A 22428-nucleotide genomic window follows, 5' to 3' on the forward strand; every position below is an offset into this window, starting at 1 on the left:
TTTATCGTCGTAACGCAGAACGATGCAGTACCATGAGTGTACGAGTCGGCGTTCTCGGCGCGACGGGTGCCGTCGGCCAGCGATGTATCCAACTGCTGGACGGCCACCCTGAATTCGAACTGGCGGCGGTAACTGCGAGCGAAGACAGCGCGGGTCTCTCCTACGGCGAGGCCGCGAAGTGGCGGGTCGATTCCCCGATTCCCGCGTCGGTCTCTGACCTGACCGTGCGGGCGACCGACCCCGCGGAAGTGCCCGACGACGTTGACCTCCTCTTCTCGTCGCTCCCCTCGGACGTGGCCGCGGAAGTCGAACCCGACTTCGCGGAGGCGGGCTACGTCCTCTCGTCGAACTCCTCGAACGACCGGATGGCCGACGACGTTCCCCTCGTCATCCCCGAAATCAACCCCGGCCACCTCGACCTGTTGGAGGTCCAGCGAGACGAACGCGGATGGGACGGCGCAGTCATCAAGAATCCGAACTGCTCGACCATCACCATGGTCCCGACGCTGGCGGCCCTCGACCAGTTCGGACTGGAGCGTGTCCACGTCTCGACGCTTCAGGCCGTCTCGGGCGCGGGCTACTCGGGCGTCTCCTCGATGGAGATTATCGACAACGTGATTCCCCACATCGGCGGCGAGGAGGAGAAGATGGAGACCGAATCTCGGAAGCTTCTGGGCACCTTCGACGGCGCGGAACTCTCTCACCACGACGCCGACGTGTCGGCGTCGTGCAACCGCGTGCCGACCATCGACGGCCACCTCGAAAACGTCTGGGCCGAGACCCGCGACGACGTGACCGAGGCCGACGTGGAAGACGCGTTCGGCGGCGTCGAGAGTCTGGACCTGCCGAGTTCGCCCGACCCGCTCATCGAGGTGTTCGAGGACCCGAGTCGCCCCCAACCCCGACTCGACCGGACACTCGGCGGCGGGATGTCCATCGCGGCGGGTGGCGTGCAAGCGACTCCGGCGGGCGTCCAGTACAACTGCCTCGCGCACAACACGATTCGCGGCGCGGCGGGCGCGGCGGTGCTGAACGGCGAGTTGTTGCGGAGCGAAGGCTGGATTTAGGCCCCGCCGGTCGTCTGCTCGGGGGCGCGACTCGCGTCGCTCTCCAGCGCGGCGCTCACGAGTTCCGTCGCGGGCGGAGACGCCCGATACCGGACGGTACCGGTTCGGGCGTCGTACTCGATTAGTCCGGCCTCTCGGAGTATCGGCAGGTGGTTGTGGTGCAACGCGACTCGCAACTGCTCGTCGGTTCTGCCCTCGCGCACGTCGCGGAGTAGTTCGGCCAACTCGGACAACTCGGCCACGTCGTCCTCTCGCCGGGAGAGCAGACCCAACACCTCGCGGCGGAGCGGATGCGCCAGTGCCCGGAAGACGGTATCGATGCGGTCGGTCATACTCGAACGTAGCACTTCGACGGGGTTAGAAACGGGGAGAGATTTTCACGGGATAGGAAACAGGCAGGGTATTTTTAATCCAAACACCGTACTCCACCCATAATTCATGGATATAGTGAAAATATGGATTAGATTACCTGATTCTCTAACTCCTCGCCGTCGTCCAACCGCCGGACGTTCTCGGCCACGATGTCGGCCAACCGCGAGTAGTACTCCGGCGTGTGGCCCGAGCAGTGGGGCGTAATCAGGCAGTTCTCGAAGTTCCAGAGCGGGTGATGTTCGGGGAGCGGTTCGGGGTCGGTCACGTCGAGGGCCGCGCCGCGGAGGTGGCTCCCGCGGAGCGCCCACACCAGCGCGTCGGTATCGACCACCGGTCCGCGGGCGACGTTGACGAGAACGGCGTCCGGCGGGAGGGTCTTGAGTTCCTCCTCGCCGATTAGTCCGCGCGTGGTATCGGTCAGCGGACAGGAAATAGCGAGGTAGTCGGTGCGCGCGAGGGCGTCCTCGAACTCCGGTCCCTCGAACCCCACCACCTCGTCGGTCGGGCCGCCCTTCTCGGGGGTGTAGCGCACGCCGATGGTCTCTACGCCGAAGCCGTCGAGTCGCTCGACCACCGACTGGCCGATGGCCCCGAGTCCGACGACGGTGACGGTGCTTCCCTGCAACTCGTGAGCGCAGAAGTGGCGCCACTCGCGGTTGCGCTGACGCCGCCACCCCTCGTGGAGTCGGCGCGCGAACACGAGCAGGTTCCCGACGACGTGTTCGCCGATGTTCGGCCCGTGGACGCCCGAGGCGTTCGTCACGGCCACGCCGCGCGCTTCGAGGGCGTCCAGCGGCAGGTGACCGGTCCCGGCGTAGGCGCACGCGAACAGGTCCATCGCCTCGGCGCGGTCCAGCAGGTCCTCGTCCAGTTCCATCCCGGCCACGACGGGCGCGTCGGCGACGAGTTCGCGCTCTTCGGTCGGCGTGCGGGCGTAGCGCACGTCGTAGTCGGGCAGGCGCTCGCGCAACTCGGCGACGTACTCCGCGACGGGAACGCCGTGGGTACTCTTGCGTAGGACCACTACGTCGGGGCTATCGTCGGTTATTTTCGGACTGTCGTCGGTCATTCGTCGGTGCTTCGGCGTCCGGTCTTAAAGTGGCACCTGAAGCGGTGAGCGAGGACGGCGACGTTGGTGACGGGTTCTAGCCGACTCCGACGAAGACCGCACCGCCACCGCGGGTCGCGCCCGCACGCGTCGGGGAAGGAGACAAACAAAAATAAATTGAAAGACAATATAAATAATTCTGAAAGACAACTATATATTTTTCACGCCGCGGTCACTCGGTGCAACTACGGCGGTGGGCGTCGAACGCCCGGCCATGTTCGAGGTCCAGACCGACGAGCGAACGCAGGTCGTGGACGTGACCGACCGCGTGGCCGCCGAGGTGCCCGACGACGCGACCGGCGTCTGCACCGTCTTCGTTCGGCACACGACCGCTGGCGTCGTCGTCCAAGAGGCCGAATCGGGCCTGCTGGCCGACATCGAGGCGTTCGCGGAGGGACTCGCGCCGAGTGACGGCGACTACCGACACGACCGAATCGACGACAACGCCGACGCACACCTCCGCGCGACCGTACTGGGCGAGTCGGTCAGCGTCCCCGTCGAAGACGGCGAGTTGGCGCTCGGAACGTGGCAGTCCGTGCTGTTCGTGGAGTGCGACGGCCCGCGAACCCGGACGGTGGACGTGACCGTCGTGTCGTGACTCCGACCGAACCACCGCAGACGCCCGACCATTCAGACCACAGAGAAACAAAGCGACGAGACCACGGCGACGACTACGGAAGACCCGCAGACCCGAGATACCACGTAGTCGATACCCTCACATCTTTACGTCCGCCCCCGGAAGAGAGGGGTATGACCGACACCGACGTTGAGACCGTGACGTACACCATCGAATCGCCCGACGGAGACGCCGAGGAACTAACCCTCCCGAAGAAAATCGTGGACCTCCTCCGCGAGGAAGCGACCGAAACCGACACCAAGGTTCTGGGCGACCTGACGATGCTGTCGTTCGCACAGCAGGCCCATGCGCTCGTCCACCACGCGCCCCAAGAACCCGACGAGGAAGTGCTGGCCAACGAGGAGAAGGCGATGGAACTGTTCGAAGAGCGGTTCGGCCAGACGTTCGGCGAGATGACCGGCCACTCCCACTGAGTCGCCCGACCGTTCGTCCGATTCTCCGGAAACCTAAAAACGTGATTGCATAGCAGGGAAAATCATTCCCCTGACGACTCCGAAGTGTTACCTGAGAAACATCAATGGGCGGGGACGAAATCCGGATACGGGTTCGTTGCCGGGACTGTTCCTTCGAGAAGGTCGTCAGTGTCGATGCCGACGAGACGCCCGCGGACGTTCTCATCGAACACGGTCAGCGAACGGGCCACACACTCTCACTAGACCGGATTAGCGAGTAGTCCGGTCTCCTCCGAGATTCACTCGACCGAGTACCGGAGCAGAACCCCATCGTCGATTCGCTCTACGTCGGCCAGTTCCAACTCCGGGAACTCAGAAACGAACCCCTCGCCGTCGGCCAGCGTGGGGGCGTCCCGGCCGCCGATTATCTTCGGACCGACGAACACCCGGAGTTCGTCGGCGAGTCCCGCCTCGAACAGCGAGAAGATGAGTTCGCCCCCGCCTTCCACCATCAACTGGTCGAACCCCTCGCGTTCCAGCGTCGAGAGCGCGTCCGTCAGGGCCACGCGCTCGTCGCCCGCGGTGACGAGTCGCGCCCCCGAACTCTCCAGCGCCTCGATTCTCTCCGTCGGCGCGGACTCGGACACGAGGACGTAGGTGGTCGCGGCGTCGTCCAGAATCCGGGCGTCGGTCGGGGTCCGCGCTCGGGAGTCGGCGACGACGCGGACGGGGTGGGCCGACTCGTCTCGGTCTCGGCGGGCGGCCTGTCGCTCGGGGTCGTCCAGCGTGAGGTGCGGGTCGTCGGCCAGTACCGTCCCGACGCCGACCATCACCGCGTCGCTCCCGGCCCGGAGCGCGTCCATCCGGTCGAAGTCGTCCGGGCCGCTGATGGCTATCTGCTCGCGGCGCTTCGAGGAGAGTTTGCCGTCCGCGCTCATGGCGGCGTTGACGACCACGCGCATACCCGGAGTAGTCGCCCCCCCGGAAAACCGCTTTCGGTCGATTTATGTCGCTCACGACGTATGTCCGCGTGTGCGCCGCCACCGAGTCGCTTTCGCCCTCGTCGTCGTCCTCTGTGCCAGCACGCTCGGCTACAGTTACGGCTCTTCGCCCGCCAACGCCGCGGTTTCGACCTACCAACAGCAGGCCGAACTCCCCGAAGACGAACGCGCGTCGGTCGTCCCGCCGCGCGAGAACGTCACCGTGGTCGCTGGCCACGGGATGAAAGGCGAGTCGGCCGCGCTGGTCGCGTTCGGTCCCGACGGAAAGGTGCTGTACCACAACGACTCCTACCACGGCTACTTCGACGTGGACCCCGTGAAGGGGACCGAGATGACCGTCGAGTACGTCGCCGAGTACGACTACGACGGCGACGACTGCAACGGCAAGTGTACAGTCTCCGTCGTCGAGCGCCTGAACCTCACGACCGGCGAGATAGAGCGCGTCTACTCGCGGGTCATCCCGCAGGACCGCGGGGCCAACTGGCACGACGTGGACCGACTCGGCGAGGACCGCCTCCTCGTCGGGGCCATCAACACCGACGAGGCCTACGTCGTCAACACCACGACGGGAACGACGACGTGGGAGTGGTCCACCAAGCAGTCGTATCCCATCTCGGGCGGCGGTCCCTACCCGGAAGACTGGGCCCACCTCAACGACGTAGAGCGTCTCCACGACGGCCGAATCATGACCAGTCTCCGGAATCAGGACTCGGTGGTCTTCATCGACCCCGAGACCGGTATGCAGGACAACTGGACGCTCGGTGCCGACGGCGCTCACAGCGTCCTCTACGAACAGCACAACCCCGACTACATTCCGGCCTCCGAGGGCGGCCCGTCGGTTCTCGTCGCCGACTCGCTCAACGACCGGGTAATCGAGTACCAGCGAAAGAACGGCAAGTGGGCCCAGACGTGGGTGTGGTCCGACGACGAAATGAAGTGGCCCCGAGACGCCGACCGACTGCCCAACGGTAACACGCTCATCGCGGACACGAACGCCCACCGCGTGCTGGAGGTCAACGAGCAGGGTGAGGTGGTGTGGAGCGTGAACTTCTACGCGCCCTACGAACTCGAACGCCTCGGCACGGGCGACGAGAGCGCGGGCGGGCCGAGCGCCGCGAAAGCCGACCTCCAGTCCCGCGGCATCGAGGAAGCCGACGTGAAGAAAGAGACTACCGCAGTCGCCGGGTTCACCCCTCGGAAGATAACCAACAGCGTCGCGTTCGTCCTGCCGGTTTGGATGGGCTTCACCGACATCGGGGCCGCCCTGATTTTGGTCCTGACCGTCCTCGCGTGGGCCGCCGTGGAGTACCGCAACTCCTCGCTGTCGGTGTCGTTCCGGTGGCCGATTCGACTCCAGTGAGTCGCTGGTTCTCCCGCTAACTTGTTTCGCGCTCAATCGACCAACCGACGAGAGCAAATAAAAGAGTCGCCCGGTTGCGGGTCGCAGACCCGCGACCGGGCGGGGTTCGACCCCCGTGACGAACACTTTTAATCCGTCCGGGCAAAGGTCGAGTGATGAGTTTGGACGACCATGCCGAGGAACTCGCCTCCGACCTCGGCGTCGACAAGGAGGAGGTCAAGGCGGACCTCGAAAATCTAGTAGAGTACAGCGTGCCGGTGGACGAGGCCAAACAGAGCCTCAGGCGGAAGTACGGCGACGGCGGCGGCGGTTCCAGCGAACCCTCGCAGGCCGACATCGCCGACGTGTCCACCGAGGACAGCAACGTCACCGTCACCGGGAAGGTGCTGACGGTGGGCAAGCGCTCGATTCGGTATCAGGGCAACGAGCAGGTCATCCACGAGGGCGAGATTGCCGACGACTCGGGCAAAATCTCGTACACCGCGTGGGAGGACTTCGGTCTCTCGGCGGGCGACACCATCACGGCGGGCAACGCTGGCGTCCGCGAGTGGGAGGGCGAACCCGAGTTGAACCTCGGCGAGAGTACCAACGTCGCCTTCGGGGACGACATCGAAGTGCCCTACCCCGTCGGCGGTGACGCGGACCTCGCGGACCTCGACCCCGGCGACAGGGGCATCGACCTCGAAGTCGAGGTGGTCGAAGTCGAGACCAAGACCATCGACGGACGGGACGGCGAGACCCAAATCAAGAGCGGCGTCCTCGCCGACGAGAGCGCCCGCCTCCCGTTCACCGACTGGGAGTCCCGACCCGAAGTCGCCGAGGGCGAGACGTTGCGACTCGAAGACGTGTACGTCCGGGAGTTCCGGGGCGTCCCCTCGGTCAACCTCTCGGAGTTCACCGAAGTCGCACCGCTCGACCGCGAACTGGCCATCAGCGACACCGGCACCCGGATGACCGTCAGCGAGGCGGTCGGGACCGGCGGTGCCTACGACGTGGAAGTCGTCGGGAGCATCGTGGCGGTCCGCGACGGGTCGGGTCTCATCGAGCGATGCCCCGAGTGCGGCCGGGTCATCCAGAACGGCCAGTGTCGAAGCCACGGCGACGTTGACGGCCAAGACGACCTGCGCGTGAAGGCCATCGTGGACGACGGCACCGGCACCGTGACCGCGGTGCTTGACGACGAGCGAACCGCCGAGGTGTACGGCGGCGGCGTGGAGGACGCCAAAGCGCAGGCCCGAGACGCGATGGACAAGGAAGTCGTCGCCGACTCGATTCGTGACCGCATCGTCGGCCACGAGTACCGCGTCCGGGGCAACCTCTCGGTGGACGACTACGGCGCGAACCTCGAAGTCACCGAGTTCGAGCAGTCGGCCGACTCGCCCGCAGACCGCGCCGAGGCCCTGCTCGCGGAGGTGGCAGAATGAGCGGAAACGAAGACGAAAACGAGTCGAATCAGGGCGGCGCGGGGCGGCGCGAAGTCGCGTGGCGCGTCTTCGCCGCCGAGTACGACGACGCCGACTTCGACTATTCGGAGAGCGACGAGGAGCGCGCCCCGAACTACGTGGTCACGCCGACCGGCGCGCGAATCAATCGCCTGTTCGTCGTCGGCGTTCTGACCGAAGTCGAACAGGTCAGCGACGACGTGCTTCGGGGTCGGGTCGTGGACCCGACCGGCGCGTTCGTCCTCTACGCCGGGCAGTACCAACCCGACGAGATGGCCTTCCTCGAAAGCGCCGACCCGCCCGCGTTCGTCGCGGTGACGGGCAAGGCTCGGACCTTCCAACCCGAGGATTCGGACCGCGTGTTCACCTCGATTCGGCCCGAGTCCATCAACCGCGTGGACGCCGAGACGCGGGACCGCTGGGTGGTCCAGACCGCCGAGCAGACCCTCTCGAGGGTCTCGACGTTCGCCGACGCCATCGACTCGGGCGCACGTGGCGACGAACTCCGGATGGCGCTCGAAGCGGAGGGCGCGGACGCCGGACTCGCGTCGGGCATCCCGCTCGCGCTCGACCACTACGGCACGACGAAGGCCTACCTCGCGGAAGTCTGGGACCTCGCGGTCGATTCGACCCGCGTCGTCGCCGGGGAAATCACCGCCGACGAGGTGGGTCCGCTCGGATTCGCGCCCGGCGAGGGCGGCGACGAAGTGGCCGTCGAGCTAGACTACTCGCTGACGGAGATGGGCGCGGACGCGACAGGTCTCGAAACCGAGGTAGCCGAGACCACGGAATCGACCGAGGCGACCGAAACTGCCGAGACTGCGGAATCGGTCGAAACGACCGAACCGGCCGACCCCGAGACGGGTCTCGGTGACGCTCCGGAACCGGGAACCGAGACGCCCGCAGACGAGGGGATGGAATCGGAGACGCCCGCAGACGCCGACGAGGGACTCGGCGAGGCACCCACCGGGACCGTCGAGGGGTCGGAAGCCGAGACCGCCGAGGCCGAGACCGAGCAAGCCCCGGAGGTCGAAGATGCGGAAGATGCCGCGGAGTTGCAGGACGAAATCGGCACCGAGGAACCGCCGACCGTCGAGTCCGAGCAGGACACTTCGACCGACGAATCGCTCGCGCCGGAGACCGACGGCGACGAGGGACCGGACATCGGCACCGCCGGGGCGGGCGACGAGATGTACGAATTCGACGACGAGGAGCGCGAACAGGTCGAAGAGGAGTACGGACTGGAGTTCTCCTCGGGGTCGGAAGTCGAGAGTCCCGAGGAGTCCGACCTCGAACCGCCGGAACCCGACGCCGGTCTCGAAGGCGAACCCGGCGACAGCGACGGGCACGCCGAACCCACCGACGACGAAATCGACGCCGACGAACTGGAGGAGGTCGAACCCGCGCCGGGCGGCACCGAGGAAGTCGTTGACTCGGTAGACCAAGCGCCCGAGGGCAGTGAGTCGGCCGCCGCCCAAGCGCCCGGCGCGTCCATCGGCGAGGACGAAGCGGACGAATCCGGCGGTGTGAGCGACGACTCGGGCGAGTCCGGCGACCAAGCGGTGCCCGAGAACCTCGAAGACACCGTGATGACCGAGATGCGCGAGTTGAACGAGGGCGACGGCGTCGGGCGCGAGACCCTACTCGCCGCCGTGGTGCAGGCCTACGACGTGACGCCCGCCGACGTGGAGGACGCCCTCGAAGCCGCGCTGATGGCCGGGCGGTGCTACGAGTCCGGCGAGGACACCCTCAAGCCTATCTGATGAGCCTCGTCGAGCCGGTTCCCGGCGAACCGGCCGCGGTCGCCGACCTCGGGAGCGAGCGCGCGCTTGTCGTCGCCGACTTCCACGCGGGCGTCGAGCAGGCGCTCCGCGCCGAGGGCGTCTCGCTGGATAGCCGCGCGAGCGAGCGCCGCGAGCGACTGCTCTCGCTCGTCACCCGGACCGACCCCGACCGGGTGGTCTTTCTGGGCGACCTGATGCAGACCATCGGCGACCCCGGCGGGGCCGAGCGCGGCGAAATCGAAGTCCTGCTCGAACGCCTCGCGGAGCGGGGCGTGGCCGCCACGCTGGTCAAGGGCAACCACGACGGCGCGATAGAGTCGTGGGCCGACCTCGAAGTCACCGACGGCGCGGGGGTCCGACTCGGCGATGTGGGGTTCGCGCACGGCCACACGTGGCCCGCGCCGGAGGTGCTGGACGGCGAAGTCGTCTGCGTCGGCCACGAACACCCCGCGGTCCGACTGGAAGACGAGGTGGGCGGGAGTCGCGTCGAGCGCGTCTGGCTCCGTGGGTCGCTTTCGGGGGCCGCCTTCGCCGAACGCGAGGCGACGGTGCGGGACGGCGCGCAACTCGTCGTCTTCCCGGCGTTCAACGAACTCGTGGGCGCGACGTGGGTCAACGTCGAAGGTCAGGAGTTTCTGGCTCCGTTCCTGCCGGAGGGACTGGACGGCGGACAGGCGTATCTGCTCGACGGGACGCGACTCGGCAGATATGGCGACGTTTAGTTAACCCTCCTTGGTTTCTATCTCGTTGAGAAGCCTGCGACGCTGAACGACGAACGAAACGCTCGTAATCAGTAACAGTGCGGTAAGCAGTCCGAATCCGATTCCCACATACTGTCTCGTGATTTCGTACCCAAGCAATTTCGGTGCTGGACTCCATTCCGAGACGAGAATCGGCCCGATGGAGAGGTACGTCAGTCCGAACAGAAAGAGTTGAATTGTCTTCGGAACCGTGGACCACCCGAGACCGAATAATCCCGTTCGTCTACGTAATTTCCCGAATGCGCCGCCGCGTTGACGTTCGTATCGAAACGGCGAACCATCCTCGGACAGTTCCCGCTCTATCGCTATTAAGTGTCGTGCGACGATAATCATCTCTTGGTAACTCCGCACGCTCTCAACGAGCAGGAACCCGACTGCGAGCGGGACGAAGACTAACAGATGGAAATTTTCGACTATCGCAGACCCGATTATTGCGCCGATGACTGCTACCCCCCGCGTATTCCGCCGATTACCCGCCTGCATCCGAACGCGCAACTCGGCTCGGAGATTCTCGTAGGTCGCGAGTAACTTCTCGTCTCGAGACAACCCTCCGCTTCCATCGGTCGTACTCGGTACCGACCGTCGAACCCCGGTCAACGAATCTAACCGTTTCACAGAAGTAAAAAATACTCAGGTCATAAAAGTATTATTTCACTTCATCTCTTTCGTCGCTTCTTGGACCGCCGCCAGCAACTCGTCGGGTCGCTCGGACCCCACGAACACCGACTTGCCGCCGGTGCGCTCGAACCGGACGCCGGTCTTGCCGCTGACGGTGTAGGCGATGCCGCTCGGACTCCACCGGATGCCCCACCCGCCGTACCGGAGGGGACTGTACCCCGTCGCCTGCACGTCCGCGAGGTCCGAGAAGGGGACGCGCTTGGCCGACCGGTGGAACGGCGCGAAGGCGACGTACACGCCGTCGTCGCGGACCTCGGTTCGGAGGGTGGCGACTCGGAAGAAGAGAGCGACGGCCCCGAGCGTGGCGAGTCGGCCCACCGTCTCGCGGGCCGACCGCTTGCCGCGGGCGAGGGACACGAAGTCGGCGAGCGCGCGCAGGCCGAGCAGTCCCCAGAGCCACCGCTGGTCGAACGCTTGGGTCTCCCGAAAGTGGACTTCCGTCTCCATGGAGCGACTTCGACACCTTCGGAGAAAAGTCTTCGCCGGAAGTCGAAGCTACCGGCAGAGAACGTCGTCTTTCAGCGCCGCGACTTCGGCCATGATTTCCTCTACGGACTGGTCGGGAACGTCGAACTCCCGGAGTGCCGCTTCGAGGTGCGTGGCGATTGCCGTGAAGTGCTGTTCTTCGAGTCCGAGACCCTCGTGGGCCTCGCGCATCTCCTCACCGTCGTACTCGACGGGACCGCCAGCGACCGCGCTCAGGAACTGCGTCTGGTGGGCGCGCTGGGCGGCCATGTCCACGTCCTCGAAGAACTGGGCGACTGAATCGTCGGCTAACACTCGCTCGTAGAATTCGTCTACGATGCTCGAAATCTGTTCTTTACCGCCTAACCGATGGTAGAGTGTATCTCCTGCAGACATTCGTGTCGTTTGGGTCGAACCGTCGCCGCGCTCGGCGACGAGGGGGATGGTCGTGCGTCGATGCCCGGTCCGCACCGCCACCGGCGTCGAATTAATTTGAACGCGTCGGTTGGATATATTTTCCCCCGAACACGTTCGGCGCGACTCCGGAGTCCCGTCGTATCGCCGTCTCGGGTCGTCGCTCGCGTCGAAGCGCCGCGAACCGCCGGATGCGCTCTCGGAACGGAAAAGTTGTCTTTCAAATATCTTTACCAATGTTAGAGATACTATATCGAATATTAAAGCATTATTCTCCTTTGAAACCTCGGTTCGAGACCGTCGGCGCGGAGCGCCGACGGTCAGCCAACGCGTCTTTGACGGCGGGCGACCGAGCGCCCGGAGAGCGAACGGGTCGGCCCGCGAGACGCCGCCCGCAGTCCCGGCGTCGGTTTCCGAAGGCAACGCGCTTATGACCGTCTACCCGCTAAAAACGTCCAATGAGCGACCGACGGGCCGCCGGTTCTGCGGCCTTCGCCCGACTCGGTGAACAGGTGCGGGCGGCGCTCTCGGAACGAGGATTCTCGACGCCCACCGAACCACAGCGTCGGGCCATCCCGCCGCTGGCACGCGGCGAGGACGCGCTGGTCATCGCGCCGACCGGAACCGGCAAGACCGAGACGGCGATGCTCCCGGTGTTCGACGCCATCGCCGAAGCGCGGGCCGACGACGGCCCGCGCTTCGGCATCTCGGCGCTGTACGTCACCCCGCTCCGGGCGCTCAACCGGGACATGCGCGAGCGTCTGGACTGGTGGGGCGACCAGTTGGACCTCGCGGTGGACGTGCGCCACGGCGACACCACCGACTACCAGCGCCAGAAGCAGGCCAACGACCCGCCCGACGTTCTCGTCACCACGCCCGAGACCCTGCAAGCGATGCTCACCGGGTCGAAACTCCGGACTGCGCTCGAAGACGTACACCACGTCGTCGTGGACGAGGTTCACGAACTCGCGGCCGCCAAGCGCGGCGCGCAGTTGACGATAGGTCTCGAACGCCTCCGGGAACTCGCCGACGACTTCCAGCGAATCGGTCTCTCCGCGACGGTCGGCGACCCCGAAGCGGTCGGTCGCTTCCTGACCGGCGGCGACGACCCCGAAGTCGTGGCGGTGGACGTGGGGAGCAAAGTCGAGTTCGAGGTGCGTGAACCCGAGATAACCGACGAGGACGAGCGACTCGCGGGCAGACTCGCCACCGACGAGGAAGTCGCCAGCCACGTCCGGGCCATCCTCGACGTGGTGGACGACCACGACTCGACCCTCATCTTCGTCAACACGCGACAGACCGCCGAGGCACTCGGGTCGCGGTTCAAGGAACTCGACGCCAACGTCGGCGTCCACCACGGGTCGCTCTCGAAGGAGGCCCGCATCGACGTGGAGGACCGCTTCAAGGCCGGGGAACTCGACGCTCTGCTCTGTACCTCCTCGATGGAGTTGGGAATCGACGTGGGACGCATCGACCACGTGGTCCAGTATTCGAGTCCCCGGGAGGTCGCGCGCCTGCTCCAGCGCGTCGGGCGCGCGGGCCATCGCTCCGAGCAGGTTTCCCACGGCACCATCGTCACCAAACACCCCGACGACACCCTCGAAGCCCTCGCCATCGCCCGGCGCGCGAAGGCGGGCGACGTGGAGAACGTCGAGATTCACGACGGGAGCCTCGACACCGTGGCGAACCAAATCGTGGGTCTCGTGATGGACTTCGGCGACCTCTCGGCGATGCGGGCCTACGAAATCGTCACGCGGGCCTACCCCTTCCGGGACCTCTCGAAGGCCGAGTTCAAGGCGGTCTGCCGCGAGTTGAAGGGCAACCGACTCGTCTGGTTGGACGAGGAGAACGACCGACTCGAAAAGTCGGGCGGGACGTGGCAGTACTTCTACGCCAACCTCTCGATGATTCCCGACGAGCAGACCTACACCGTAGAGGACATCGCCAGCGGGTCGCAGGTCGGCACGCTGGACGAGCGGTTCGTCGTCAACTTCGCCCGCCCCGGCGAAATCTTCGTCCAGCGCGGCGAGATGTGGCGGATTACGGAGGTCGAGGACGAGGAGGAGACCGTCAAAGTCTCGCCCGTCGAGGACCCCGGCGGCGAGATTCCCTCGTGGGTCGGCGAGGAGATTCCGGTGCCCTACGACGTGGCCCGAGAGGTCGGCGAGATGCGCGCCGTCGCGCGACCCCGGTTCGAGCGCGGCGCACCCCGCGAGGGCGTGGCCCGCGAGTTCACGAACCGGTATCCGACCGACGAGTACACCGCGAGTGAGGCCTTAGACCAGTTGGACCGCCACGCCGAGACGGGGGCACCCCTCCCGACGGCGGACCGAATCGTGGTCGAACACGCCGCCAACACGGTGGTCGTCAACGCGTGTTTCGGCCACAAGGTAAACGAGACGCTCGGCCGAGTCCTCTCGTCGCTCGTGGGCCAGCGCACGGGGTCGTCGGTGGGCATGGAGGTGGACCCCTACCGCATCGAGTTGGACGTGCCCGCGAAGGTGAACGGACGGGAAGTCGCCGAAGTCCTCGAAGGGACCGACCCGAACCACGTCGAGGCAATCATCGAGTTGAGCCTCAAACGCTCCGACTCGCTCAAGTTCAAACTCTCGCAGGTCGCCGCGAAGTTCGGCGCGCTCCGCAACTGGGAGGGAAACTCGGGCGGTCCGCACATCGACCGCCTGATGGCCGCCCTCGAAGAGACGCCGATGTACGACGAGGCGGTCCGAGAGGTGTTTCACGACGACCTCGCGGTCGAACGCGCGAGCGAGGTCCTCCGGAAAATCCGCGACGAGGAAATCGAAGTCGTCACCACCGGCGGGCGCACTCCGGTCGGCACCGGCGGCATCTCGTCGGGCCGGGAACTGCTCGCGCCCGAGAACGCCGACGCCAGCGTCATCCAGACGGTCAAAGACCGGATTCGTGACGACGAGGTAATCCTGCTCTGTCTCCACTGCGAGGACTGGAAGCGCAAGAAACCCGTCCGGCGCGTCCGCGACCAACCGGAGTGCCCCGAGTGTCACTCGACCCGCATCGCCGCGCTCAACCCGTGGGCCGACGAGGTGGTGCAGGCGGTCCGGGCCGCCGAGAAGGACGACGAACAGGAGAAGATGACCGAGCGCGCGTACAAGGCCGCCAGCCTCGTCCAGAGCCACGGCAAGCAGGCCGTCGTCGCGCTGGCGGCCCGCGGCGTCGGTCCCCGGAACGCGGCCCGAATCATCGCCAAGTTGCGCGAGGACGAGGACGACTTCTACCGGGACATTCTGGCCCAAGAGCGCCAGTACGCCCGAACCCAGTCGTTCTGGGACTGAGAAACACCCGGTTTCCCGCCCGTAACTCCGATTGCTCGCCCGTAATCCGGATGTCGCCGCGTTAGGCCGGGATAGCGGCCGTGAACGGCCAATTCGCTATAAGAGCGAACGCGGCGGGGGTTCGACCATGCCGAACGACACACCACGACGGCGCGACTTGCTCAAGGCCGGTGCCACCGCGGGTCTGCTCGGAGTCGCGGGCCTCACCCTGAACGGCGCTTCGGCCCAAGAGGCGAGGACGCGACAGGAGACGACGACGCAGGCCGAGGGGGAGGGCGGAACCGGCGTCTTCAGTTTCAGCCTCGAAGAAGGCGACCTGTTCCGGGTCCGGTTCCGGCCGCGGGACCCCTTCGGCGAACCCGCGACCGAAACCGTCCCGGCGGCGTGTCTCGGCGGCGACCGGTCCGAGGAGTATCAACTGTTCGTCGTCCGGACGTTCCGCGCCGACGCCGACATCGGTTTCCGGGGTCTGCTGGCCCCGCAGATGGCACTGGCGGAGGACCTGCTCGAAACGACGACTGCCGCGGGCGGCGGGGCGACCGAGACCACGGCGATGGCCGGTGAAACGACCACCGAGGCCGCGATGCAGGACCAGACAACGACAGAGGAAGGGGAAACAACGACGGAGGTGGTCGAAGAAACGACGACGATGGCTGGCGGCCGACTCCCCGAAATCCAACTCGGCGAGTGGTACCGGGTCGCGTCGGCCGAGACCTGCGACGGTCTGAACCGACTCACCATCGAGGTCACGGACCCGCCGGAGACGACCGCTACCCCCGCGGGCGGCGAGACGACGACTGCCGCGGGCGGCGAGACGACGACGGAGTAAGCGCCCTCTGCGCCGCGACGACCCTGAATCGGGCCGTACGGCCTTTAGGCGTGGCCGACGTGTGACGTTACAGCTATGGCTACTTCCCGGAGTCGCGTCGAGCGCGTCGTGAACGTCGCGCGGGACCGAAACGTCATGTTTCTGGCGGCGAGCATCGCCTACTACGCGTTCGCCTCGTTGATTCCGCTGACGTTGCTCGTGGTGGTCGTCGGGAGCATCGTGGGCGGGCAGGCGTTCGCCGACTTTCTCGTCCAGCAGGTCGAAAGCTCGCTGTCGGGGTCGGGTGAGCGAGTTCTTCAGCAGGCGCTCACGAGTTCGACCGGGCGGACCGGCGCGGGCGTCGTCGGGTTCGCCACCGTCGCGTGGAGCGCACTGAAACTGTTCCGGGGTCTCGACATCGCGTTTTCGGAGGCCTACGGCACCGACCGCGACCCGTCGCTGGTCGAGCAGATTATCGACGGCGTGGTGAGCATCGGTCTGGTCGCCGCGGCAGTCGCGCTGGTGGTCGCAGTCGGCTACGCTCTCCGGTCGTCCGCACTCGCCGAGAGCATCCCGTACGCCAACTTCCTCGGGAATCTCGCGCTCGTCGGGGGTCTCGTCGTCGCGTTTCTGCCGCTTTACCTGAATTGAGGCGCTAAGGCCCCTTCCTCAACGAACGAGCGGAGCGAGTGAGTAGGGAGGGGATACAGCGCCACACAGTTCTCAAACACGTTCGTCGCTCGGCCCACAGGCCCACGCAATCGTAACTGTTTAGTACGTAATTTCCATAATTTATGGTGTAGCAACGCGCAAGACTATCTCTATCCGCGACGACCAAGAGGAGTGGATTCAGGAGAATCATCTGAGTCTGTCTTCGTTCGTCCAAGAGAAACTTGACGAACTCATCGAAGAACGCTCGTGAACTACAACTACAGGTATCGGCTCCGACCGTCCGACGCTCTCGAAGAACAGTTAGCGTGGACTGTCGATACCTGTCGGCAGGTCTACAACCACTTCCTCCACCGCCTCAACCGCACCGACGACACCTCGGCATACAGCGAACAGAAGCGGCTCCCCGACCTCAAGAAGTGGTGGAACGACCTGAAACACGTTCACTCGAAAGTTCTTCAGAAAGTCGTTCAGCGGTTGTACGACAACCTCTCGACACTTCGCGGTCGCAAAGAGAACGGCTACCGCGTTGGGACGCTCAAGTGGAAGGCACCGGGCGAGTACCGCAGTTTCACCTACAGTCAATCCGGCTTCAAGCTCAAGAACACGAGCGGTCGGACAAAACTGTGGCTCTCGAAACTCGGAGAAATCCCGCTCACCTTCCACCGCGACCTCCCCGACGACACCGAGATTAAGACCGTCACGGTCAAACAGGAACCGACCGGGAAGTGGTACGCTGTCCTCGGCGTCGAAACTCCTGACGACCCGCCCGCGAAACCCGAGCATCCCGAGAAGTGCGTCGGTATCGATGTAGGGATTCTCAAGTACGCTCAAGACACCGACGGCACCGCCGTCGAATCCCTCGACCTGTCCGACGAGCGTGACCGCTTGGAACGCGCCCAACGCGACCTCTCGCGGAAACAGCACGGTTCGAATAACTGGGAGGAACAGCGCCGTGTTGTGGCCGAACGTCACGCCGACCTCAAGAACAAGCGGCGGGACTTCCTCCACAAACTCTCAAACTACTACGCACGGGTGTACGACCTCGTGGCGGTCGAAGACCTTGACGCGAAGGGGTTGGTCGAACTGCCGGGCAACTCACGCAATCGGACAGGAGCGGCGTGGGGGACGTTCCTGCGTATGCTTGAATACAAGTGCGAGCGTGAGGGAACGCACTTCGTCGCCGTGAATCCGCGCGGAACGACGAAGGAGTGCGCGTCTTGTGGCGTTTCGACGGAGAAACCGCTGTGGGTGCGCAAACACTCCTGTCCGGCGTGTGGGTTCGAGGCGGATAGAGACGCGAACGCGGCGTGGAATATTCTTTCTCACGGTATCAGGAAGCGGTTAGGAGCGGGACGCTCCGAATCAACGCCTGTGGAGACTGCGCTCCCTGTGTCCTCGGTTGTGGATGCAAAGCGCGTCGTTGAAACAGGAAGCCTCACCCTCACCGAGCGAACGGCGTCAGCCGTGAGCGAGTAGGGTGGGGTAGTTCACTACGTCATGGCGCCGGTCGAGATGTCCGTCAGGGAGGCGCTTCCGGGTGCAGTCGTCGCGGGCGTCGGATGGGTCGCGTTGCAGGTCCTCTTCCAGTTCTATCTCGCTCACGCCGGGCAGTATCAGGCCTACGGGGTCATCGGCGCGGTGTTGCTCCTATTGACGTGGCTCTACTTCGCGGGTGCGGTCGTTCTGCTCGGCGGGGTGGTGAACTCGGTTCTGGGCGCTCGCATTCGGTTGTCGGGCTAATCGCCCCCTCGGTCCGCTCGGGTCACTTCGACGGTTTCGTTCATGCTCTCGTGGACGACGGCCACCTCGCTCGGGAGCGCGTAGTTCAACCCGACGGTGGCTTGGTAGGCGACTTCCCCAGTACACTGGGTTCCCGGTTCGCCGCCGTCCTCGCCAGTCGCTCGGACGCGGACCGTCAGCGCGTCGGCCGTCCGGTCGTAGTCGGTCCCCGCGAGCGCGAGGTCCGACCGGGGCGTCGGAGCGCGGACCGCACCGCGGACTTCGACTTTCTCGCCCGCGAACTCGACCGTCGCGCGGTGTTCCGTGCCGCAGTCGCCCTTTCCGACCGAGAGCGAGGTGTCGGCGACTTCGGGACTCGGACACCCCGCGGCGGTGGACGCCGAAATCGTCTCGACGCTCCCGTCGGGCATGACGCCCGCGTCGGTGGTCGCGGAGTTGCAGTCGAACGACGCGCGGGAGAACTCGACGGTGGTCGCGTCCCCACCCTCGGGTGTGACCGCGACTCGGTAGTCGTCCGGTTCGTTCAGGAGGACCGTGAGGTAGGCGTCGGTCTCGAACTCGACGGTTCTGTCTACGGGCGTCTCGCTCCCGCGAGACACCCGAATCTCGATTTCGCGGCTCCCCTCGGTCGCGTTCCAGACCCGCACCCGTCGAGGTTGGTTGTTGTCGGGGAAGGGGACGGCCTCTCGACTTCCGACCGAAATCGTCCGGAAGGGGTTCTCGTCGTCGGACCGGACGCCGGAGAACTCGCCGCCGGAACCGCCAGCGCCCGAGTCGCCGTCTCGTTCGGAGTCGGTTGTCGTTCCGCGGTCGGTCGTCCGGTCGCCGTCTGTCGTCGGGGCGTCGGTTCCGGTACTGCCGAGGCAACCGGCGAGACCCGCGGCGGCGGCCAGCGCACCGCCACGGTGGAGGAGTTCGCGTCGGTTCATACGCCTCGGTTACGGTCGCTACTCAAAGGGTCTTCCGTAAACTCAAATCCCAGTTTGATATATCGGCGTCCGCTACTCGACGACGACGTAGCGTTCCGAAACCGTCACCTCGTGGCCCGCGTACTCGAACGACACTTCGACTTCGGTCGGGATGTCCTCCGCGCGCGTGAAGACGAGTCCGGCCGAGGGCGACCGTTCGGCGACGCCGACGAGTCGGTTCAACGAGTCGGCGTCAACGTAGTCGCTGAGCGGTGGGAGCGACCGCCGGTCGGTGTCCGTGGCGTTTGCGACCGCCGCTACGACCGCTTCGCTCGCGTTTTCGTCACCCGCTATCGGACGCCGCCGTGGTGGCATCTCGCCAGTCGTCCCGGTCGGCGGCCGCCCGGCGACGACTTTCGATAACTGCTTCGACATAATCAGTTCATTATTAGTTCGAGTAGACATATTACCTGCGGACGATAACGGCTCTGTCACAAATTGATATTTGCTTAAAACCGTAGGAAATTATACTGGGTATTCGAACGACGGCTATCGGGGCGTTTCCGTCCCCCACTTTTCGAGCGCAGTCGCCAGTTCCGGGTAGTCTTCGGCGTACTCTTCGAGGGGGACGCCCGCCATCGTCCCGTCGATGGCCTGCCGGAGGGCCTTCGCCCCCGCGTGGGTCCCGTCGGGGTGGCCGTGAACGCCGCCCCCGGCCTGAATGCCGATGTCGGTGCCGGTGCGCGCTACCAGTTCCGGGACGAGTCCGGGGTGGAGTCCGCCGGAGGCCATCGGCAACACGTCGTTCAGACCGTAGAGGTCCGAGTAAAGCCACTCGTTGATACCCACCGTGTCCTCGTTTTCGAGTTTGCCGAGGTCCGCGGTTCCGGTGTGGATGTGGTCCACGCCGCAGAGACGGGCCACCTGCGCGATGACGCGCATCGAGACGCCGTGGGTCTCGATGCGGTCGAAGGCGGCGTGCATCGCGCGGTGGGCGTGGATGGCGAGTCCGTGTTTCTCGCACCGCCGTCGGACCTGCTGGACCGCGGCCCACCCGGTCGTAATCACGTCGACCATGACGTACTCACACCCCTGTTCGGCGGCCATATCCACGCGGTCGAGCATCTCGTCGCCGTCGGCGGTGACGTTGACGAGATAGCTCTTTTTCTCGCCGGTCTCCTCCTCGGCTTGGTCGCGCTTTTCGAGGCTTCGCTTCAGGCGCTCCTCGAAGGGGTTGAAGTCTTGGTCGGTGAGGTTCTCGTCGTCCTTCAGGAGGTCGATGCCGCCGGTCCACGCCTCGTAGCCGACTCGGACGTGCTGGTCGGTCGTGAGACCGACCTTCGGTTTGGGGACCGTCGCGGTGATGGGTCGGTCGCCCGCGTCGAAAATCTCCTCGCGGACGCTCGTGCCGAACTGCGGGCCGGGGAACGAGGTGGTCAACTTCTCGGGCCAGTCGCAGTCGAGCAGGCGGATGCGCTCTACGGCCTTCATCCCGAGGATGTTGCCCGCGATGCACGACAGGACTTGGGGCATGTTGCCCGCCTCGAAGAGGGCGTCGGGGTACGCCACCGTCACTCGGTCGCCGTCGATGTCACACGCGGTTGCGCTCAAGTCGCGCACGGAGCCTTCGACCTGCAACTCGGCCCACGTCCCGTTGGAACTCTCGGAGGCCACGCGACTGGCGGCCGCCTCCATATCCATGTCGGCGGCGGGTTCGACGTAGAACTCGCAGACGAGGGCGGTGTCGTCCGGGTCGTATCCGAGGTCGATGAAGTCTTCGTAGGTTATACCGGTCATGGTTCGTCCGGAGAACTATCGCGCGGTAGCCGGATAATCTTTGAGGGTGGGACGGAAGTCTGGGAGCGCCGAGAGGCCCTCTCTGTCCCGCCTCTCGCGTCCGACTACCGTCCCGACCCGACGCGCGCGGGGAGCCACGACCCGAGCAGTCCGGCGGTTCCGGTCGCCAGCGCGAACATCCAGACGGCCGTCAGCGCGAGCGAGACGGCGACCACCGCCGTCTGGAACCACATCGGCGGTTCCGAGAAGACGGCGTTCGTGGCGACGACCATCGCGGCGTAACTCGCGGCGAACGGGAGCGCGAGGACCAGACCGAACGGCGCGAGAACGAGGTCCACCCACGCCGGAATCGTCGTGACGAGCGTGGCGAGCAGATAGCCCGCAGTCGCGGCCACGAAGACGCCGAGAACCGCGAGCGTCCGGTCGGTCGGACGGAACGCGAGTCGGCCGTAGGGGGTACGGTCCGCGAGCGCCGGGGCGTCCACCATCGCAAGGACGCCGACGGCGACGAGGTAGGACCCTGCGAGTCCGGCGAGGGCGTACCCCGCGTGGGTCGCGTCGAGGCACGACGGACCAGCGGGACACCCCATCGAGGCGTCCCGGTAGACGAAGTACAGCACCGGGGTCGCGAACACGAGAAGGGGGAGGACGAGGCTCCGACGGGGACGGAGGGCGGCGTACCAGTCCATAGCGAGGTGTAGGGGAGGAGAGGGGATAAATCCCGGTCGCGGTTAGTACTTGATGAGCTTCGTCGCGTAGCTGTCGTGGTCGAGTTGGTAGCCGTTGTCCATGTAGTAGTAGTCCTCGTAGCCGTACCAACCGGACGCGTCGTCGAAGGTGTTCTCGATGGCTTGCTCGGCGTCGTCGAACGAAGTCGCCTCGTGCGGTGCCGAACTGTCGATGTGGGCCGACCCGGAGAGGTAGCCGTCGAAGAACCACATCTTCAGGTGCTTGCGTCCGAGGAAGCCGAAGGTGCCCGTCGCGGCGGACTTGTGCTGGGTCTGGAACTCGCCGATGCCGCTGTTCCACGCGTAGCGGTCGTACTGGACGACGGAAGTCGTCCATCCGTCGCTGGTCAGCACGTCGGCCACATCACCGGTGGACTGCTCGGAGATGATGTTCATCGGGGCCGCAGTCTCATAGCCGCCGTCGACCGCCTCGTACTCCCAGATGCCGTACGGGTGGTCCTCCTCTGCGGGCGCGTGGGACTGGGTACTCACGCCGGTCGGTTGGAAGTGGTCCTTCCACTCGTCTTCCTTGGCGTAGTAGGTGTTCCAGTCCTGCTCTACGGTCTGCGTGTCCCGGAGCGGCAGGTCGTCTTCCTCGGCGTTGGGCCGGTCGAACGTCTCGGTCTTGGTCAGGACCGGCGGGGAGATGCCGTAGCGACGCCGCAGGTCGTCACTGCTCTTTCGCTTCGTTACCGTCACGGTGTCGGGTCGAATCTTCGCCTTGATGACCTCGCGGCCGGTGACGTGGAACTTCTCGGGGGCGGCGGGACCGGACTCCGCCCTGCCGTCGCTAGACAGCAGGGGCAGACCGAGCGAACCGACGCCGAGCGTGCCGATACCTTTCAGGAACTGACGACGACTGCCGCCGCGCGAACGACGGTCGGGGGTTTCGTCTGTCATGACTTCGATAGGTCTATCCGACCGAAGCTATATAAAATATTCTATAATAAAATTATATATTTTTAATATTTCTAGATTTGTAT

Annotated in this window: 22 protein-coding genes and 1 pseudogene; 13 read left to right on the top strand and 10 right to left on the bottom strand. The window is 65.4% G+C overall.

Annotated elements, in window-relative coordinates; genetic code table 11:
• The first annotated feature begins 32 nt into the window (after nucleotides 1–32).
• Nucleotides 33–1067, top strand: coding sequence for an aspartate-semialdehyde dehydrogenase (gene asd, locus P2T60_RS09455; RefSeq protein WP_276278998.1), 1035 nt, complete (start codon nucleotides 33–35; stop codon nucleotides 1065–1067).
• Here asd and P2T60_RS09460 read toward each other — a convergent pair.
• Nucleotides 1064–1399 carry an ArsR/SmtB family transcription factor gene (locus tag P2T60_RS09460; RefSeq protein WP_276278999.1) on the bottom strand — a complete coding sequence of 112 codons (336 nt, stop codon included), beginning with the start codon at nucleotides 1397–1399 and terminating at the stop codon, nucleotides 1064–1066. The two genes, asd and P2T60_RS09460, sit on opposite strands and share 4 nt — an antisense overlap.
• 128 nt (nucleotides 1400–1527) lie before the next feature.
• Entirely contained in the window at nucleotides 1528–2508 is a 981-nt protein-coding gene (locus P2T60_RS09465) for a D-2-hydroxyacid dehydrogenase (protein WP_276279000.1), read from the bottom strand.
• Nucleotides 2509–2761: 253 nt separating this feature from the next.
• On the opposite strand from P2T60_RS09465, the gene P2T60_RS09470 reads away from it, so the two are divergent.
• The 3 genes from P2T60_RS09470 to P2T60_RS09480 all read left to right on the top strand — a co-directional run bounded on the left by P2T60_RS09470 (nucleotide 2762) and on the right by P2T60_RS09480 (nucleotide 3857).
• Nucleotides 2762–3145 (top strand): secondary thiamine-phosphate synthase enzyme YjbQ, encoded by a 384-nt coding sequence (locus P2T60_RS09470; protein WP_276282192.1) that lies wholly within the window; start codon nucleotides 2762–2764, stop codon nucleotides 3143–3145.
• Between the two features lie 152 nt (nucleotides 3146–3297).
• Nucleotides 3298–3597, top strand: a complete 300-nt coding sequence (locus tag P2T60_RS09475; protein ID WP_276279001.1) for a DUF7545 family protein — start codon at nucleotides 3298–3300, stop codon at nucleotides 3595–3597.
• 104 nt (nucleotides 3598–3701) lie between these two features.
• Complete coding sequence (locus P2T60_RS09480; RefSeq protein WP_276279002.1) at nucleotides 3702–3857, top strand: hypothetical protein; 156 nt, start codon at nucleotides 3702–3704, stop codon at nucleotides 3855–3857.
• Between the two features lie 18 nt (nucleotides 3858–3875).
• On the opposite strand, the gene P2T60_RS09485 is transcribed toward P2T60_RS09480, so the two are convergent.
• A complete protein-coding gene (locus P2T60_RS09485) occupies nucleotides 3876–4538 on the bottom strand; it encodes a 2,5-diamino-6-(ribosylamino)-4(3H)-pyrimidinone 5'-phosphate reductase (protein ID WP_276279003.1) in 663 nt (220 codons plus the stop codon).
• A 70-nt stretch (nucleotides 4539–4608) separates the two neighbouring features.
• Between P2T60_RS09485 and P2T60_RS09490 the strand changes: the two genes are divergently transcribed.
• The 4 genes from P2T60_RS09490 to P2T60_RS09505 all read left to right on the top strand — a co-directional run bounded on the left by P2T60_RS09490 (nucleotide 4609) and on the right by P2T60_RS09505 (nucleotide 9885).
• Nucleotides 4609–5937 carry an arylsulfotransferase family protein gene (locus tag P2T60_RS09490; RefSeq protein ID WP_276279004.1) on the top strand — a complete coding sequence of 443 codons (1329 nt, stop codon included), beginning with the start codon at nucleotides 4609–4611 and terminating at the stop codon, nucleotides 5935–5937.
• A 155-nt stretch (nucleotides 5938–6092) separates the two neighbouring features.
• Nucleotides 6093–7361, top strand: coding sequence for a Single-stranded DNA binding protein (locus P2T60_RS09495; RefSeq protein ID WP_276279005.1), 1269 nt, complete (start codon nucleotides 6093–6095; stop codon nucleotides 7359–7361).
• On the top strand, nucleotides 7358–9142 hold the full coding sequence (locus P2T60_RS09500; RefSeq protein ID WP_276279006.1) for a hypothetical protein: 1785 nt from the start codon (nucleotides 7358–7360) through the stop codon (nucleotides 9140–9142). The genes P2T60_RS09495 and P2T60_RS09500 overlap by 4 nt, the downstream gene beginning before the upstream one ends.
• On the top strand, nucleotides 9142–9885 hold the full coding sequence (locus P2T60_RS09505; RefSeq protein ID WP_276279007.1) for a metallophosphoesterase: 744 nt from the start codon (nucleotides 9142–9144) through the stop codon (nucleotides 9883–9885). Before P2T60_RS09500 ends, P2T60_RS09505 begins: the two co-directional genes overlap by 1 nt.
• Before the next feature lie 690 nt (nucleotides 9886–10575).
• Here P2T60_RS09505 and P2T60_RS09510 read toward each other — a convergent pair.
• Together P2T60_RS09510 and P2T60_RS09515 are read right to left on the bottom strand one after the other, a co-directional pair.
• Nucleotides 10576–11049, bottom strand: a complete 474-nt coding sequence (locus P2T60_RS09510) for a hypothetical protein (RefSeq protein ID WP_276279008.1) — start codon at nucleotides 11047–11049, stop codon at nucleotides 10576–10578.
• 48 nt (nucleotides 11050–11097) lie between these two features.
• Nucleotides 11098–11463, bottom strand: coding sequence for a group I truncated hemoglobin (locus P2T60_RS09515; protein ID WP_276279009.1), 366 nt, complete (start codon nucleotides 11461–11463; stop codon nucleotides 11098–11100).
• Between the two features lie 476 nt (nucleotides 11464–11939).
• Between P2T60_RS09515 and P2T60_RS09520 the strand changes: the two genes are divergently transcribed.
• From P2T60_RS09520 to P2T60_RS09540, 5 genes and pseudogenes are all read left to right on the top strand, one after another.
• Nucleotides 11940–14792, top strand: a complete 2853-nt coding sequence (locus P2T60_RS09520) for a DEAD/DEAH box helicase (RefSeq protein ID WP_276279010.1) — start codon at nucleotides 11940–11942, stop codon at nucleotides 14790–14792.
• A gap of 127 nt (nucleotides 14793–14919) precedes the next feature.
• A complete protein-coding gene (locus P2T60_RS09525) occupies nucleotides 14920–15621 on the top strand; it encodes a hypothetical protein (protein ID WP_276279011.1) in 702 nt (233 codons plus the stop codon).
• 75 nt (nucleotides 15622–15696) lie between these two features.
• Complete coding sequence (locus tag P2T60_RS09530; RefSeq protein WP_276279012.1) at nucleotides 15697–16251, top strand: YhjD/YihY/BrkB family envelope integrity protein; 555 nt, start codon at nucleotides 15697–15699, stop codon at nucleotides 16249–16251.
• Between the two features lie 267 nt (nucleotides 16252–16518).
• Nucleotides 16519–17748, top strand: coding sequence for an RNA-guided endonuclease InsQ/TnpB family protein (locus P2T60_RS09535; protein ID WP_276279013.1), 1230 nt, complete (start codon nucleotides 16519–16521; stop codon nucleotides 17746–17748).
• 18 nt (nucleotides 17749–17766) lie between these two features.
• Nucleotides 17767–18012, top strand: a pseudogene (locus P2T60_RS09540) (YhjD/YihY/BrkB family envelope integrity protein); the annotation flags it as partial.
• Here P2T60_RS09540 and P2T60_RS09545 read toward each other — a convergent pair.
• The 5 genes from P2T60_RS09545 to P2T60_RS09565 all read right to left on the bottom strand — a co-directional run bounded on the left by P2T60_RS09545 (nucleotide 18009) and on the right by P2T60_RS09565 (nucleotide 22345).
• On the bottom strand, nucleotides 18009–18941 hold the full coding sequence (locus tag P2T60_RS09545; RefSeq protein ID WP_276279015.1) for a hypothetical protein: 933 nt from the start codon (nucleotides 18939–18941) through the stop codon (nucleotides 18009–18011). The pseudogene P2T60_RS09540 and the gene P2T60_RS09545 overlap by 4 nt on opposite strands.
• Before the next feature lie 72 nt (nucleotides 18942–19013).
• Nucleotides 19014–19355, bottom strand: coding sequence for a HalOD1 output domain-containing protein (locus P2T60_RS09550; protein WP_276279016.1), 342 nt, complete (start codon nucleotides 19353–19355; stop codon nucleotides 19014–19016).
• Between the two features lie 114 nt (nucleotides 19356–19469).
• Complete coding sequence (gene rbcL / locus P2T60_RS09555) at nucleotides 19470–20717, bottom strand: type III ribulose-bisphosphate carboxylase (protein ID WP_276279017.1); 1248 nt, start codon at nucleotides 20715–20717, stop codon at nucleotides 19470–19472.
• Between the two features lie 104 nt (nucleotides 20718–20821).
• A complete protein-coding gene (locus P2T60_RS09560) occupies nucleotides 20822–21406 on the bottom strand; it encodes a hypothetical protein (protein ID WP_276279018.1) in 585 nt (194 codons plus the stop codon).
• Between the two features lie 42 nt (nucleotides 21407–21448).
• Nucleotides 21449–22345, bottom strand: coding sequence for a hypothetical protein (locus tag P2T60_RS09565; RefSeq protein WP_276279019.1), 897 nt, complete (start codon nucleotides 22343–22345; stop codon nucleotides 21449–21451).
• Nucleotides 22346–22428 lie beyond the last annotated feature (83 nt).

Origin of the sequence: Halorussus caseinilyticus (assembly GCF_029338395.1) — an archaeon.
In the GTDB taxonomy this organism is placed as follows: Archaea; Halobacteriota; Halobacteria; order Halobacteriales; family Haladaptataceae; genus Halorussus; species Halorussus caseinilyticus.